Source organism: Govania unica (genome assembly GCF_027920805.1).
GTDB classification, from domain to species: Bacteria; Pseudomonadota; Alphaproteobacteria; order Sphingomonadales; family Govanellaceae; genus Govanella; species Govanella unica.
Window position 1 is genome coordinate 26,940 of the sequence record NZ_JANWOI010000003.1, and the last position, 14,964, is coordinate 41,903.

The 14,964-nt window shown below is 58.3% G+C and carries 12 protein-coding genes; 8 read left to right on the forward strand and 4 right to left on the reverse strand.

The genetic code is table 11. From position 1 onward, the window contains the following. The first annotated feature begins 55 nt into the window (after positions 1–55). From NYP16_RS08015 to NYP16_RS08050, 8 genes are all read left to right on the forward strand, one after another. Entirely contained in the window at positions 56–883 is an 828-nt protein-coding gene (locus NYP16_RS08015; protein WP_274943607.1) for an aldo/keto reductase, read from the forward strand. 270 nt (positions 884–1,153) lie between these two features. Beyond that, the gene (locus tag NYP16_RS08020; protein ID WP_274943608.1) at positions 1,154–2,329 is read left to right on the forward strand and encodes an efflux RND transporter periplasmic adaptor subunit; all 1,176 of its coding nucleotides are present in this window, start codon (positions 1,154–1,156) and stop codon (positions 2,327–2,329) included. Between the two features lie 78 nt (positions 2,330–2,407). Further along, positions 2,408–5,572 carry an efflux RND transporter permease subunit gene (locus NYP16_RS08025; protein ID WP_274943609.1) on the forward strand — a complete coding sequence of 1,055 codons (3,165 nt, stop codon included), beginning with the start codon at positions 2,408–2,410 and terminating at the stop codon, positions 5,570–5,572. A 12-nt stretch (positions 5,573–5,584) separates the two neighbouring features. Then, a complete protein-coding gene (gene adeC / locus NYP16_RS08030; RefSeq protein WP_274943610.1) occupies positions 5,585–7,033 on the forward strand; it encodes an AdeC/AdeK/OprM family multidrug efflux complex outer membrane factor in 1,449 nt (482 codons plus the stop codon). Between the two features lie 56 nt (positions 7,034–7,089). Then, a complete protein-coding gene (locus NYP16_RS08035; protein WP_274943611.1) occupies positions 7,090–7,689 on the forward strand; it encodes a TetR/AcrR family transcriptional regulator in 600 nt (199 codons plus the stop codon). Positions 7,690–7,748: 59 nt separating this feature from the next. Then, positions 7,749–8,696 carry an NAD(P)H-dependent flavin oxidoreductase gene (locus NYP16_RS08040; RefSeq protein ID WP_274943612.1) on the forward strand — a complete coding sequence of 316 codons (948 nt, stop codon included), beginning with the start codon at positions 7,749–7,751 and terminating at the stop codon, positions 8,694–8,696. 357 nt (positions 8,697–9,053) lie between these two features. Then, entirely contained in the window at positions 9,054–10,319 is a 1,266-nt protein-coding gene (locus tag NYP16_RS08045) for a Y-family DNA polymerase (RefSeq protein ID WP_274943613.1), read from the forward strand. Between the two features lie 86 nt (positions 10,320–10,405). Next, complete coding sequence (locus tag NYP16_RS08050) at positions 10,406–11,140, forward strand: hypothetical protein (RefSeq protein ID WP_274943614.1); 735 nt, start codon at positions 10,406–10,408, stop codon at positions 11,138–11,140. A 436-nt stretch (positions 11,141–11,576) separates the two neighbouring features. On the opposite strand, the gene proC is transcribed toward NYP16_RS08050, so the two are convergent. The 4 genes from proC to NYP16_RS08070 form a co-directional block, all read right to left on the reverse strand. Next, complete coding sequence (gene proC, locus NYP16_RS08055) at positions 11,577–12,494, reverse strand: pyrroline-5-carboxylate reductase (RefSeq protein WP_274943615.1); 918 nt, start codon at positions 12,492–12,494, stop codon at positions 11,577–11,579. 136 nt (positions 12,495–12,630) lie between these two features. Then, positions 12,631–13,977, reverse strand: a complete 1,347-nt coding sequence (locus NYP16_RS08060; RefSeq protein WP_274943616.1) for a sensor histidine kinase — start codon at positions 13,975–13,977, stop codon at positions 12,631–12,633. Then, positions 13,974–14,639: a response regulator transcription factor gene (locus tag NYP16_RS08065; protein ID WP_274943617.1), complete on the reverse strand. Its 666-nt coding sequence runs from the start codon at positions 14,637–14,639 to the stop codon at positions 13,974–13,976. Before NYP16_RS08065 ends, NYP16_RS08060 begins: the two co-directional genes overlap by 4 nt. Continuing rightward, a complete protein-coding gene (locus NYP16_RS08070) occupies positions 14,639–14,950 on the reverse strand; it encodes a PepSY domain-containing protein (protein WP_274943618.1) in 312 nt (103 codons plus the stop codon). The genes NYP16_RS08065 and NYP16_RS08070 overlap by 1 nt, the downstream gene beginning before the upstream one ends. Between the last annotated feature and the right edge of the window lie 14 nt (positions 14,951–14,964).

The window sequence follows — 14,964 nt, forward strand, 5'->3', positions numbered from 1 at the left end:
GGGATGGGCCGCGTTAGTCCATAAGCTTTTCGTTTTGATGCGACAGGATATTCTTATGACAAAACAACCGACAATCAGGCTTAACGATGGTTATGACATGCCCCAGCTTGGCTTCGGTGTGTGGCAAATCCCGGATGACCAGACGGTGGCAGCGGTTGGAACGGCCCTTGCAGCGGGCTATCGGTCGGTGGACACGGCGGCGATCTATAAGAACGAAGGCGGTGTTGGCCGGGCTCTGCGTGAGGCGCAGCTGCCGCGGGCGGAGCTTTTTATAACGACGAAGCTTTGGAACGAAGATCAGGGCTATGATAGTGCCCTTAGGGCATTTGACGAGAGCATGACGCTTCTTGGCCTTGACTATCTTGATCTTTATCTCATTCACTGGCCGGTGCCCGGGCGTGGTTTTTATCTCGACAGTTGGCGCGCCATGATCCGCTTACGCGACGAGGGGCGGGTGCGGTCGATCGGGGTGTCGAATTTCATGATTCCCCATCTGGAGCATGTGATGGCCGAGACCGGGGTAGTTCCGGCGGTCAATCAGATTGAACTGCATCCGATGTTTCAGCAATCCGAGCTGCGAGCGTTTCATCAGGCGAAGGGGATCGCCACGGAAAGCTGGAGCCCGCTTGGTCGTGGCGCAGCGCTCGACGATCCGGGCCTTCAGGCCATTGCCTCGAAATATGACAAAAGCCCGGCTCAGGTGGTGCTGCGCTGGCATATGGAGCTTGGGTTGATCACCATTCCGAAATCGGTGACGCCAGCCCGGATCAAGGAGAATCTGGCGGTTTTCGATTTCGCGCTTGATGCCGGCGATCTGGCGGTCCTGACGCAGCTTGACCGTGTTGATGGCCGCACCGGCCCCGATCCGCTAACATTTTCGTAAGGGGCTAGTCCTCCTGGAAATGTAATTACGGCTGATTTTGGTGGTTTTCTGTTTGTGTGAACAGTAAGGCTAACCCTTTCGGGACTTGGTCTAAAGTGATAAAAAGACGAGCCCTGCGCTTTATGCATGGTGGGTAAGCGTAATCTTTCATTGACGAAATTTTTTAGAATGAATATTCATTCTAAAATTACGACCCGCTCTTCCAGTTGTGTGAAGGCGTGCCAATTCCTTCCGTAAGGGCTGCAAGGCAGCGCTGATAAAGAGGTTACAATGCGGAGCCAAATCAAGACTCTGACTGCCGTGGGGCTTTTGCTTGCCGCCGCTCTGACGGTTGCGGCTTGTGAAAAGAAGAACGAGGCTCCTCAAGGCAGGGCGCCGGAAGTTGCCGTTGTGACGGTGAAGCCGCAAAAGCTGTCTTTGACTACGGAGCTTGTCGGGCGCACCACGTCCTACCAGGTTGCCGAAGTGCGGCCCCAGGTGACCGGCATCGTGCTGAAGCGGCTTTTCCGTGAGGGTGGCGAGGTCAAGGCCGGGGAATCGCTTTATCAGATTGATCCGGCGACCTATCAGGCAACGCTGTCGAGTGCGAAAGCCGATCTGGCGCGGGCCGAGGCCAATGCCACAACGGCGCGGCTGAAGGCCGGGCGCTTTACGGAACTTGTGGCCATCAATGCCGTCAGCAAACAGGATCATGACGACGCCGTCGCCGCGCTTAAGCAGGCGGATGCGGCTGTGGCGGCTTCCAGGGCGGCGGTCCAACAGGCGGATATCAATCTGCGCTACACCAAGGTTGTGTCACCGATTTCGGGCCGGATTGGCCGTTCTCTGGTGACGCCAGGGGCACTTGTGACTGCCAATCAGGCCGCTTCGCTGGCCACCGTTCAGCAGCTTGACCCGATTTACGTGGATGTGTCGCAGTCGAGCACCGAATTGATGAAGCTGCGCCGCAATCTGGCTGAGTCGGGAATCCAGAAAGAGGGTTCGACCAAGGCCAAGGTTAAATTGATCCTTGAAGACGGCACCGCATATCCGCTTGAAGGCACTTTGGAATTCGCTGAAGTAACGGTTGATCCCACAACCGGCAGCGTGATTTTGCGCGCGTTGTTCCCCAATCCGAAACATGAGCTGCTGCCCGGCATGTATGTGCGGGCTGTGCTTGGTGAAGGTGTCAAACAGGATGCCATGCTCGCTCCGCAGCAGGCGGTGTCGCGGGATCCGAAGGGCAATGCGACGACCTTTGTGGTCTCGGCTGACAATAAGGTTGAGCAGCGGATGATCGTCACAGGGCGCTCGGTTGGCGATCAGTGGCTGGTGACCGAAGGGCTCAATCCCGGTGACCGCGTGGTGGTCGAGGGGTTTCAGCGCATCCGTCCGGGCGCGCCGGTGAAAGCCGTCGAGCTTGAAGCGCCGAGCGCGGCTGCGCCGACGGCGAAAGCCAGGAAGTAAGCTTTTAATCAAGCTTTGGAATAAGTCATGCAGGGCGGCGTGCCGCCAGCGTTCAAAGACGCGAAAGGACTAAGGCGTATGCCGCGCTTTTTTATCGACAGGCCGATTTTTGCTTGGGTTATCGCCATTGTGGTGATGCTGGCTGGCGCCTTGTCCATTCTTGAGTTGCCCGTTCAACAATATCCGACCATCGCTTCTCCCTCGGTATCGATCAGCACCGTGTATCCGGGCGCCTCGGCCAAGACCGTCGAGGACTCGGTGACCCAGGTCATCGAACAGCAGATGAAGGGGATCGATAATCTCCGCTATATGTCGTCCACCAGTGACGCCACCGGGGCGGCGACGGTCACCCTGACGTTCGAGGCCGGGACCAATCCGGATACGGCCCAGGTGCAGGTGCAGAATAAACTGCAACTGGCGACGCCGCTGTTGCCGCAGGAAGTGCAGCGTCAGGGCCTCGTGGTGTCGAAATCCGCGCATAACTTCATGATGGTTCTGGCCTTCGTGTCTGAAGACGACTCGATGAACAAGGACGACATCTCGGACTATGTGGCGGCGACGGTGCTTGATCCCCTGAGCCGGGTGGAGGGCGTGGGCGACGTGACCTTGTTCGGGTCGCAATATGCCATGCGTATCTGGCTTGATCCGAACAAGCTTGCGACGTTCAAGCTGACGCCGGGCGATGTGAAAACCGCTATTCAGGCGCAGAATACTCAGGTGTCAGTGGGTGAACTCGGTGGTACGCCGGCTGTTCCCGGGCAACGCCTGAACGCGACCATTACGGCGCAGAGCCGTTTGCAGACGGCGGCAGAGTTCGGCGAAATCCTGCTTCGCGTCAATACGGACGGCTCGGCTGTGAAGCTCAAGGATGTGTCGCGCATCGAGCTTGGCGGGCAAAGCTATAATATCCGGACATTTTTCGATCGGAAGCAGGCTGCGGGTCTGGCCATCAAAATGGCGACGGGCGCAAATGCGCTTCAAACCGCGAAAGCCATCGAGACCAAGCTTGACGAGCTTTCAAAGTTCTATCCGAAGGGTCTGAAGGCGCATATTGCCTTTGACACCACGCCTTTCGTCAAGACGTCGATCGAAGAAGTGGTCAAGACGCTGGGTGAAGCCATCATCCTTGTGTTTTTCGTCATGTATCTGTTCCTGCAGAATTTCCGCGCAACCCTGATCCCGACCATCGCGGTTCCGGTGGTGTTGCTTGGGACCTTTGGCGTTCTTGCGGCCTTTGGATTTTCGATCAATACATTGACCATGTTCGCCATGGTTCTGGCCATCGGTCTGTTGGTGGATGATGCCATCGTCGTTGTAGAAAACGTCGAACGCATCATGAGCGAAGAAGGTCTGTCGCCGCTTGAGGCGACGCGCAAATCCATGGACCAGATCACCGGCGCGCTGGTCGGTATTGCGTTGGTGTTGTCGGCGGTGTTTGTGCCGATGGCGTTTTTCTCGGGATCGACCGGGGTGATTTACCGGCAGTTCTCGATCACCATTGTTTCGGCCATGCTGTTCTCTGTGCTGGTCGCCATGATCCTGACGCCCGCGCTTTGCGCCACGCTGTTGAAGCCGATCGCCAAGGGCGAGCATGGCAAGACCACCGGCTTCTTCGGCTGGTTCAACCGCCAGTTCGATCAGAAGTCCAAAAGCTACCAAAGCCATGTCGGGAAAATGCTTGGCCAGACCAAGCGTTATGGACTGATTTATCTGGCCATGGTGGTGGTGATGGGCGTTCTGTTCTGGCGCTTGCCGACATCGTTCTTGCCGGATGAGGATCAGGGTACGTTGCTCAACCTCGTTCAGCTGCCGGCAGGTGCGACCCAGGAGCGGACGATCAATGTGCTGCGCCAGGTGGAAGATCATTTTCTTGAGACGGAGAAGGATTCCGTTGCCTCCATCCTGACCGTTGCCGGTTTCAGTTTCGCGGGCAGTGGCCAGAACACCGGTCTTGCCTTCGTGCGGTTCAAGGATTGGAGCGAACGCGGCAAAGGCCAAAGTGCGGCGGAAATTGGCGCGCGCGCGACGGGTACCTTTATGTCGCGCATTCGGGACGGCATGGTGTTTGCGTTCGTGCCGCCGTCCGTGCCCGAACTTGGTCTCGCCAGCGGTTTCGATATGGAACTGCAGGATCGTGCCGGACAGGGACATGAGAAACTGATGGCGGCGCGCAATCAGCTGTTGGGTCTCGCGTCGCAGGACAAGCGTCTTGTGGCCGTGCGCCCGAACGGACTTGATGATACGCCGCAATTCAAACTTGATATCGATCAGCGGCGCGCGAGCGCGCTTGGGCTGTCGATCGCGCAAATCAATGATTCGCTGTCGAGCGCCTGGGGATCGTCTTATGTGAACGATTTCCTCGATCGTGGTCGTGTGAAGCGGGTGTATGTGCAGGCGGATGCGCCGTTCCGTATGCAGCCTGAAGATCTGAACAAATGGTATGTCCGAAATGCTACCGGCGATATGGTTCCGGTATCGGCTTTCGCCACGGCGCATTGGGTATACGGTTCGCCACGGCTTGAGCGTTACAACGGCTTGCCGTCGGTGGAAATTCAGGGCCAGGCGGCGCCTGGATATAGTTCGGGCGTTGCCATGGATGCCATGGAGGAACTGGCCAAACAACTGCCGGAAGGTTTCGGCATTGAATGGACCGGCCTGTCTTATGAAGAACGTATGTCGGGGGCTCAGGCGCCGGCGCTTTATGCGATCTCCATTCTGGTTGTGTTCCTCTGTCTTGCTGCCCTTTATGAAAGCTGGTCCATTCCGGCCGCGGTTATTCTGGTGGTGCCGCTTGGTGTGCTTGGAGCGTTGCTTGCCACCAGTATGCGTGGGTTGTCGAATGACGTTTATTTCCAGGTGGCTTTGCTGACGACCGTTGGTCTTGCGGCCAAAAACGCGATCCTGATCGTCGAATTCGCGAAGGATCTTCTGGCCGAAGGCAAGGGGCTTGTGGAGGCGACACTTGAAGCCGTGCGCATGCGCTTGCGGCCGATTTTGATGACCTCCCTCGCGTTCGGATTTGGTGTGTTGCCATTGGCAATCAGCACCGGGGCCGGGTCGGGTGCGCAGAATGCTGTTGGTACCGGGGTGCTTGGCGGCATGTTTGCGGCGACCGCACTTGGAATTTTCTTCGTGCCGTTGTTCTTCGTGATTGTGTTCCGTCTGTTCCCGACCAAACCGACGGAACCGGCGGCACCGAAAACTGATGATGACTCTGATGCCGTCAAGGCAGATACAATTTAAGAGGCCAATGTGATGAAACGGCTTATCCTGTCGATCTCGGTATCTGCGCTCGCGCTTGGGGCCTGCACCATGCAGCCTGATTACAAGCGTCCCCTGTCGCCCACGTCCGCAGACTGGCCCACGGGTGCCGCTTATGGCAAGCCGGGAGCCGGACAAGTTAATGTGGATGTGGCGAGCATTGGCTGGAAAGATTTCTTTGCCGATGCGCAGATGCGGGAGCTGGTGGCGATCGCGCTTGAAAATAATCGCGATCTTCGGGTGGCGACCCTGAATGTTCGGCGCGCACGGGCTCAGTACCGGATCCAGCGGGCCAGTCTATTGCCTCAGATCGATGTGAACGGTGGCGGATCCTATCAACGACTGCCGGCGGATCTTTCCCAGACGGGCAATGCGGTGAATATCGAGCAGGATACCTTGACCGTTGGCATCAGCTCCTATGAGCTTGATCTGTTCGGCCGGGTGCGCAGTCTGAAGGATCAGGCGCTTGAGCAATATTTCGCCACGGCGGAAGCCCAGAAAAGCGCGCAGATCAGTTTGATCGCCGAAGTCGCCAACGCCTATTTGACCTGGGTTGCGGACCGCGAACATCTGCGGCTCGCCGAGGTCACGCTGAAGAGCCAGCAGGAGTCCTATGAACTAACCGAACGCAGCTATAAATATGGCATCCGCTCGGTTCTCGATCTGCGTCAGGTGCAGACGAGCGTTGAGACGGCGCGGGTGGATGTTGCCCGCTTTACGGGGCTTGTGGCCCAGGATGAAAATGCCCTGACGTTGTTGATCGGGGCTTCGTTGCCGGCAGATCTCAAGCCGGTGGACAAGCTGGATAGTCTGACCCTTATCAGCGATCTGCCCGAGGGGCTTCCGGCCGAGCTTCTGGTCAACCGTCCGGATATTTTGCAGGCCGAGCATCAGTTGCGCGCCGCCAATGCCAATATCGGCGCGGCACGTGCGGCGTTCTTCCCGCGCATCACCTTGACGGCTGCGGCGGGGACGTCGAGTTCGTCCCTTGATGGATTGTTTTCCAAGGGGTCGGGATACTGGAATTTCATGCCGAATATCAGTCTGCCGATTTTTGATTTTGGCGCCAATCTGGCAGGACTGACGGTCGTGAAAACCGATCGTGACATTGCCGTGGCGCAATATGAGCGGGCCATTCAGGGTGCCTTCCGCGAGGTTGCCGATGCCTTGGCGTCGCGGGGCACGCTGGTCAATCAACTAAGTGCGCAACAAGCGCTTATGGATGCGACGGCCGATGCTTACCGTCTGGCTGAAGCGCGGTTCAAGGGCGGCGTTGACAGCTATCTGACAACGCTTGATTCCCAGCGGTCTTATTATGCGGCGCAACAGGCGCTGATCGAAGTGCGTCTGGCGCGGCTGAGCAATTTTGTGACGCTCTACAAAGTCTTGGGGGGAGGTCTGAAGACGGAGACCGAAACTCGGGAGGCTGTGACGACGCCGTGACGGGCGTCTGACGGTCAATGCCTGCGCTGGCGGGCATTTTGTGAGAGGACAGACGGATGAAATGCAAACCCACCAGCCAGGAGCGTGGTGAAGCTCGCAAATTGCAGGTGCTTGATGCCGCCGAGGATTGTTTCCTGAGGTTTGGATTTCATGGCGCGAGCATGGCAGAAATTTCGCGTGTGGCGTCCATGAGCGCCGGGCATATCTATAATTATTTCGAAAATAAAGAAGCGATCATCAATGCGCTCGTCGAGCGCAAAGTTGCGGAAACGCTCGCCTTCATGGACGAGATCGAGCATGAAAAAGATATCGGCCGGGTCATGTTGTCGCATATCGGCGATGGCTTGACTGAAAAGCTCGACAGTAAATCTTCGGCTCTGATGCTGGAGGTTGTGGCGGAAGCGTCGCGCAATCCGAAAATGGCGGAGCTTTTGTATGAGCGCGACCGGATCCTGCGCGCGCGTCTGCGCAGTCTGATCATGCTCTCGCGGGAGCAGCGCGGCGTCGAGGTCAACGAGGATATCGACGGGGCAGTGGAAGTCGTCATTGCGCTTTTCGAAGGACTCGGGATCCGCGGCATCGCCAATCCCGGACTGGACCGGGCGGCGGTATTGCGCCTGATGGAACGCATTATTCACCGCGTCTTTAACGGTTGACGGAGCCTGGGTTCGCGGGCAGGCTTTGAGCCCTGTAAGATCGATGGGAGAGCCGCCTGATGTCTGTTCCGCAGTTATTTAAAGGCCGTTTGAGCCTGCCTGCTATCGCCGCGCCGATGTTTCTGGTGTCGGGGCCGGAGCTTGTGATCGCCAGCTGCAAATCAGGTGTGGTCGGGACTTTTCCGGCGCTCAATCAACGCACGTCCGAAGGGTATGCAGCCTGGCTTGACGAGATCGTGGCGGCGCTTGATGACACCGTCGATGCGCCGTTCGGCATCAATCTTATTGTCCATAAAAGCAATCCACGCGTGGCGGCCGATCTTGAGCTGACGGTCAAGCATCGCGTGCCGCTGGTCATCACCTCGCTTGGCGCCGTGCGCGACGTGGTCGATGCCGTTCATTCCTATGGCGGGCTGGTGTTTCACGATGTGATCAATATCAGGCATGCGGAAAAGGCGCTGGAGGCCGGTGTGGATGGCATTATCGCGGTGTGCGCGGGGGCGGGCGGTCATGCCGGGACCTATAATCCCTTTGCCTTCATATCTGAATTGCGGCCATTGCTTGGTGACAAGACGCTGATTTTGTCAGGCTGTTTGTCGAATGGTGAGAGCATCGCCGGAGCTATCGCGGCGGGTGCGGATCTCGCTTATCTCGGGACGCGGTTTATTGCCACGCGGGAAAGTCGCGCGCCCGATGCCTATAAGATGATGGTCTGTGACACCTCGGCCAAGGATATTCTTTATACGCCGAAGGTGTCCGGTGTTCCGGCGAGCTTTTTAGAGCCCAGTCTGGTGGAAGCGGGGTTCGATCCGGCGCGCCATGTGCATGATGGGGAGATCGATTTCGGCTCCGAACTCGATCCCGACAGCAAGGCGTGGAAAAATATCTGGTCGGCCGGGCAGGGCGTGGGCGGCATCCATGACGTGCCCATGGTGCGGGAGCTTTGCGCAAGGCTGCGCGATGAGTATCAGGGCGCGATCCAGCGGCTGACCAGCGCGGGGTATTGAGGGGGGCTGGGGTGACCGCTGAAATCGGAAACCCTAGGGCTTGATGCTCTATGCGAGTTCATAAAGCCCGCAGTCTCTTTGTCATTGCCGAGCTTGACCCGGCAATCCATTGTCGAACGACACTGCCGCTTGATCCATGGATACGCGGGTCAAGCCCGCGTACGACATTATGAACCCGCGTACGACATTATGAAATTTCATCTTGAACGCAGCGGCAGGATTCAGCCCTCTTGCACAACTTTCATTCGTGCCGCGGAAACCCTGTGAGGGGCTGCCTCGGCATAAGGTTGGGCGGTTTTTTCTTGACTTTGTTCCTTTTTTGTTCTAAGTTGATTCTTGTGGCAAAAGGAGCAAGGGATGGACGTGGAGGCCTATGGGCCAACGGCGCTGCGGTGGCTTTTTCTCGATTTCAACAGCTATTTCGCGAGTGTGGAGCAGCAGGAATATCCGGCCTTGCGTGGGCGGCCGGTGGTGGTTGCACCGGCGGAGAGCGAGGCCACATCGGCCATTGCCGCGAGTGCTGAGGCGAAGCGGTTCGGGGTGCGCACCGGCACGCGGATTTACGAGGCGCGGAGGCTCTGTCCGGGGCTTGTGGTGCGGCCGGCGGATCATGCGCTCTATGTGCGCTATCATCATCGGCTGAAGGCGGAAATCGAACGCCATATTCCGATCACGCAGGTCTGTTCGGTGGATGAGGTGGCCTGTGCCCTCATGGGTGGGGAGCGGGTCGAGGCGCGGGCGCTCACGCTCGCCCGCGATATCAAGGCGGGCATTCGCGCCAATGTGGGGGAGATGCTGCGGTCGTCGATCGGGCTCGCGCCAAGCAAGCTTCTGGCCAAGACTGCAAGCGATATGGAAAAACCAGATGGCCTGACGGTTCTTGCGCCGGGCAGCCTGCCGGGGCGGCTTCTGGATCTGCGGCTCGGGGATATTTCCGGTATCGGCAGCAATATGGAGCGGCGGCTTCAGGCCGCGGGCATTCATACGCTGGCGGCGCTCTGGGACCTGCCGGCGAAACAGATGCGGCAGATCTGGGGCGGTGTCACGGGGGAGCGGTTCTGGTATGCGCTTCATGGCTATGATTTGCCGGAGGCGGCGGCGGGCCCCATGCGCTCGATCAGTCACGGGCATGTGATGGCCCCGGCGCAGCGCGGGGCGGCCGATGCGCGGGCGATGGCGCGGCATCTGATGGTGCGGGCGGCGGGGCGGTTGCGCAGTCATGGCTTGGAGGCGGGGGCGCTTGGATTGTGGCTGCGGACGGAGCAGGGAGAGGCTTTGGGGCAGGGGTTGCGGCTGCCGCGCACGGGGAACAGTTTACTGTTGTTGCGCGGATTGGATGAATTATGGGCGCGGGTTGAGGGGGAGCTTTCGGGGCGTCGCATCAAAAAGCTGGACGTGACCCTGTCGGATTTTGCAAGCGCGGGAACGACGCCGCGTGATCTGTTCGATTGGGCGACGCAGCAGAATGCGCCCAAAAAAGATGGCGCGCTTTTTGCCGCCATCGATCGCTTGAATGCGCAGTTTGGAAAAGACACGGTGCGGCTTGGGGCGGTGCCGGACGCGCATCAGGCGGTGGTTGGAACCAAGATTGCTTTTGCTCATATTCCAGAGATTGAAGGCTGATATTTTGCTGACTGAATAAGCAGGTTTTACGTCAGCCGGAATACGTTATGGTCCCGCCGTCATAAACGAAAAGGGACGTGTTTGTTATGAGATCAATGATTGCCGGGATTTTGCTTGGGGCTGTTTTTGCGTTGCCCGCTGGGGCCGCGCCCTTCACCGTCAGCTCGCCGACGCCGTCGAAGGTGCTCAAGCTGAAACTGCGCAGCGACTATAAGGACACCGACACCAAGGATACGCTGGTGTTCCCGAAGATCGGACTTGAAGTGCCGCTGATGGAAAATCTGAGCATGACGGTGTCGGGCAATTTCCGAAACGTGGACCGCGTCGGTGGGGAGGAGCATTATGGGTTCGGTGACGTGGAAATCGAAGGCAAATGGCAGTTTCTCGATGCCAAGGATAACAGCTTGGGTGTGGCCATGGGCATCAATCCCGAACTGACGCTGGCCACGGGAAATGATCGCAAGGGGCTTGGGACTGGGAATACGGAAATTTATCTGCCGCTGGTGATGTCGAAAAAAGTCGGTCCCTGGGAGTTCGGTGGTGAGATCGGCTATCATCATATGTTCGAGCAGCATGAGGATGAAATGACCTATGGCGTGCTGGTCATGCGTCGGGTCGCGCCGGACTTGCGGCTTGGCGCGGAACTTGTGGTCGATGCGCCGCCGTCGCATTTTAGCGACTATGATCTGACGATGAATGGCGGGTTTAAATGGGCGCTCAGTTCGAAGGTGGAACTGCATGGTCTGGTGGGGCATAGCCTGCGCACGGTGGACGGGAATGACGTGCTGAAGGTTAAGGTTGGACTTGACTGGAAGTTCTAGATCTTGCCGGGGTGGGCTTGTCGGTTTTATGGGCCCGCATCCATCCGTCATTGCGAGGCGCAGGCCGAAGCAATCCAGTCTTCTCGCCGCCAAAAGAGTCTGGATCGCCACGCCGCTTACGCGGCTCGCGATGACGGTTGATATCGGCAGGCTATCTGGCTGCAATTTTGCCGGCGGAAATATGGATTACCGGGTCAAGCCCGGTAATGACAGCATCTCACGCTACGTCCGGCGTCTTTACCAAAACCTCATTGTCATTACCGGGCTTGACCCGGTAATCCATGTGGCAGCGAGACTGGATTGCTTCGGCCTGCGCCTCGCAATGACGGTGGGGGGGCCGCCGTCGCCTTGGCCATTTGCATGGGGCGGCGGCGGGAGAGAAGTGTCCTGGCGATGTGGGTGTTTGTGCTGGTGAGCTTGTTCAACAAGTCTCACGCTATTCGTTGCTTTTGTTCTGCGGCGCGCTGTTGAGTTCGCGGGATCTTTCAATGGCGAGCCTTATGGTTTCATCCATAAGGGGTTGCAATCCGGAGTCTGGATTCATCAACTTTTGAAGTCCAGCAAAAGTGGTGCCATTGGGGCTCGTCACTTGCTCCCGCAATTGGGTTGACCAGAGATTATTGGCATTATCCACACCGCCACTTTCTTCGATCTTTTTCGACAACAGCATAATTGAGCCGATGACTGTTTTATTCGCGAGCTGCATGGCGGTGTCGGGTTCTAAGCCGTTCTTCAAACCCGTCTGGTAGATGCATTCCAGATAATGATAGATAAAAGCCGGGCCGCTGCCTGAAATGCCGGTGACAATATTCATCTGGTCTTCTTTTTCTTTATCAAACCAGAGGACGTCACCTAAGCCGGACATTAATGAGGTGCACAGATTTTGGTGTTCCATGTTCGCAACTTCGTTGGCGATCATGCCTGAAATGCCGTGGCCGATTGCGCCGGGCGTATTCGGCATGCAACGGATAATTGGCACATCGGTGCCATAAATATTTTCAAAATAACTGAGGCTTTTCCCGGCGGCGATGGATAGAAAAATGGACTTGTTATGGGCGAATTTTATGTATTGAGGGGCCACTATGTCCATGTTCTGGGGCTTGACGGCGAGGACGATGGCGCTTGCGTTGTCATCCATATTTTTAGGGTCAGTCATGAAATGTGAGGAAGGAATTCCCGAAAAATCCATGTATTCCATTTCGGGGTGAGGGGTCACAATGCGAATGGCTTGGCTATCGACCCCGTTCTTCAGCCAACCACGCAGCATGGATTTTCCCATGTTGCCGAGGCCGACGAGAACCAATGGCTTTTTTTTACTAATTTTTGTAGTCAGTAGCTCTTTAAAGCTGTGCATCTTTAGTTCCTCTCAATGAGCATTAGCAGCGCTAGTGCAGGCGTCCACTCCTGCAAAACGTTTTAAATGGCTAGCTGTGATCGGGGTTGAGCGGGCGAGGGCTTCGGCCTGTGCCTCGCAATGACGGAGGTGGCGGTTACCAGCGGAGATCTATGCGCAGGCCGCCGAGGGTGGAGCGGCCTAGGGTGATGGTGCCGCCGGTGGCTTCTACGAGGTCGCGGGCGATGGCGAGGCCGAGGCCGTGGCCGCTGTGGCCGGTTTCGTCGAGACGGCCGCCGCGGGATAATGCTTCGGCAGCGCGGGCGGCGGTGATGCCGGGGCCGTCGTCTTCGATGATGAGGCTGATTTTTCCGGCCTTGGCATGACCGCTTATGGCGATGCGGCGGCGGGCGAATTTTACGGCGTTTTCCAGGAGGGGGCCGAGAATTTCATTGAGATCCTCGGGCGCGATGCTGAGCCTTAGGGCGGGGTCGAGATCGAGGGTGTAATCTAGGCGCATGCCTTTTTCCGTGCGTTCGAGCACGGTGATGAGGCGTTGGCAGATGTCGCGCGGGACGGCGTCCGTGGTGGGCATATGGTTGCGGCTGGCGGCGGCGCGGGCGCGGGCGAGTTCAGTTTCGACGGCGGCTGTGGCGGCGGCAATGGCGCGTTCCATTCCGAACGCCAGGTGGTTGTTTGGAGCGTGATGGTCGCGGATCAGGCGGGTTTGCGCGGCGAGGGCGGCAAGGGGGGTTTTCATGCCGTGGGCGAGATCAGCGGCGCGTTGACGGGCGCGTTTGAGATCGGCCTCGCGGGCATCGGCGAGATCGTTGATGGCAGCGATCAGCGGTTCGACTTCCTGGGGATAGCGCGCATTGAGCCTTCGTGCCGGGTTGCGTTTAAGATCGCTGAGTTCGCTGCGCAAATGTCCGAGCGGACGCAGGCCAAGCTGGACCTGCATGAAGGCCGCACCGGACAGCACAAGCCATAGCAGCGCGAGGAAATAGGCCAGCTCCCGTCCGAACTGATCGCGTGCGATTTGCAGGCTGTGTTGGTCCTGGGCCACTTGCAGCAGGATATCATGCACGTCCTTGGTGGGACGGATGATGCGTTCGAGCACGAACACATGCTGGGAGAAGGGGCCGATGACTTTGCGGGTCTGCCAGTCGGAGGTGGCGGCCGAGGGGGACGACGGCAGGACGGCGTCCCAGAGCGAGCGCGAGCGGCGGGTTTCGGTTTTGGTCGTTACCTGCCAGTAAAGTCCGCTCGCCGGGGTTTCAAAACGCGAATCCTGCGGTTTTCTCAGCAGGGTGAAGGTGCCCTGCGGGTCGACCACGAGGCCTGCGAGCAATTGCGTTGCCTGACGTCTGAGGTCTTCTTCGACGCGGCGTTCGATATGCCGTTCAAAGAGCCAGGTCATGACGCCCCAGGCCACCGCAAGGGCGGCGAAAATCGCAATGGCGCCGCCGATCAGAAGCCTGAGGCGCAGCGAGCGGAAATTCATGCGCCGCCGTCCGTCAGGAGATAGCCGAAGCCGCGCCGGGTCTCGATCCAGCCGGTGCCGATCTTGCGGCGGAGACGCAGGATCAGGGCTTCGATGGCGTTGGTGTCGCCGGGTTCATCGGCGCCGTAAAGATGCTCGGCGATTTCGCCTGCGGGCACCGCACGGCCGCGTTGATGGGCCAGGTAATTCAACAGGCGGAATTCAAGCTGCGACAGCGCGAGCGGCAGGCCATCGAGGGCGGCGGTCATATGGCGGGTGTCGATATGCAGCTTGCCGATGCTGAGGACCGGTGTGGCGTGGCCGGCGGTGCGCCGCACCAGGGCTTTGACGCGGGTGATGAGTTCGGCCATTTCAAAGGGCTTGGCGAGATAGTCGTCGGCTCCGGCCTCGATGCCTTCGACTTTTTCGGTCCAGTCGCCACGGGCTGACAGAATAAGCACCGGCAGGCTGCGGGCGCTGCTGCGCCAGCGTTTGAGGACGGTGAGGCCATCGAGACGCGGCAGGCCGAGATCGAGGATGGCCACATCGTAATTTTCAACATCGCCCTGAAACCAGGCCTCGTCACCATTGTCGACGAGGTCGACGACAAATCCGGCGGTCTCTAAAGCGCGGCTCACATCGGGGCCAACATCCGGATCATCTTCGACCACCAAAGCCCGCATTACTCATCCTCTATGGCAATAAACGCGCCGGTGCGCGCGTCGAGGTAAAGTTCGCGCAGGCGGCCTGAGGGCGTCAAGATCTTGATTTCGTAATACAACCGTTTTTTCTTGCTCTCAAGTTCAAGCTTCACGACTTCGCCCGGGACGTGCCGCGCTGTGATGTCAAGAATGCGGGTGAGCGGCAGGACTTCGCCCCGCAACAAGGCGCTGCGTGCGAGGTCCTGATCTTCCTTTGAGCCGCCCATGGAGGTTCCGGGGGCGGCAGCCAGGGTCATGAGCGCCAAAAGGCCGATCAAAAAATGCTTTTTCATGGACCAAACATAGC

Excerpts from the sequence above, each read along its gene's own strand:
- NYP16_RS08015 (WP_274943607.1), top strand. The coding sequence starts at position 56 with ATGACAAAACAACCGACAATCAGGCTTAACGATGGTTATGACATGCCC.
- NYP16_RS08020 (WP_274943608.1), top strand. The coding sequence starts at position 1,154 with ATGCGGAGCCAAATCAAGACTCTGACTGCCGTGGGGCTTTTGCTTGCC.
- NYP16_RS08025 (WP_274943609.1), top strand. The coding sequence starts at position 2,408 with ATGCCGCGCTTTTTTATCGACAGGCCGATTTTTGCTTGGGTTATCGCC.
- adeC (WP_274943610.1), top strand. The coding sequence starts at position 5,585 with ATGAAACGGCTTATCCTGTCGATCTCGGTATCTGCGCTCGCGCTTGGG.
- NYP16_RS08035 (WP_274943611.1), top strand. The coding sequence starts at position 7,090 with ATGAAATGCAAACCCACCAGCCAGGAGCGTGGTGAAGCTCGCAAATTG.
- NYP16_RS08040 (WP_274943612.1), top strand. The coding sequence starts at position 7,749 with ATGTCTGTTCCGCAGTTATTTAAAGGCCGTTTGAGCCTGCCTGCTATC.
- NYP16_RS08045 (WP_274943613.1), top strand. The coding sequence starts at position 9,054 with ATGGACGTGGAGGCCTATGGGCCAACGGCGCTGCGGTGGCTTTTTCTC.
- NYP16_RS08050 (WP_274943614.1), top strand. The coding sequence starts at position 10,406 with ATGAGATCAATGATTGCCGGGATTTTGCTTGGGGCTGTTTTTGCGTTG.
- proC (WP_274943615.1), bottom strand. The coding sequence starts at position 12,494 with ATGCACAGCTTTAAAGAGCTACTGACTACAAAAATTAGTAAAAAAAAG.
- NYP16_RS08060 (WP_274943616.1), bottom strand. The coding sequence starts at position 13,977 with ATGAATTTCCGCTCGCTGCGCCTCAGGCTTCTGATCGGCGGCGCCATT.
- NYP16_RS08065 (WP_274943617.1), bottom strand. The coding sequence starts at position 14,639 with ATGCGGGCTTTGGTGGTCGAAGATGATCCGGATGTTGGCCCCGATGTG.
- NYP16_RS08070 (WP_274943618.1), bottom strand. The coding sequence starts at position 14,950 with ATGAAAAAGCATTTTTTGATCGGCCTTTTGGCGCTCATGACCCTGGCT.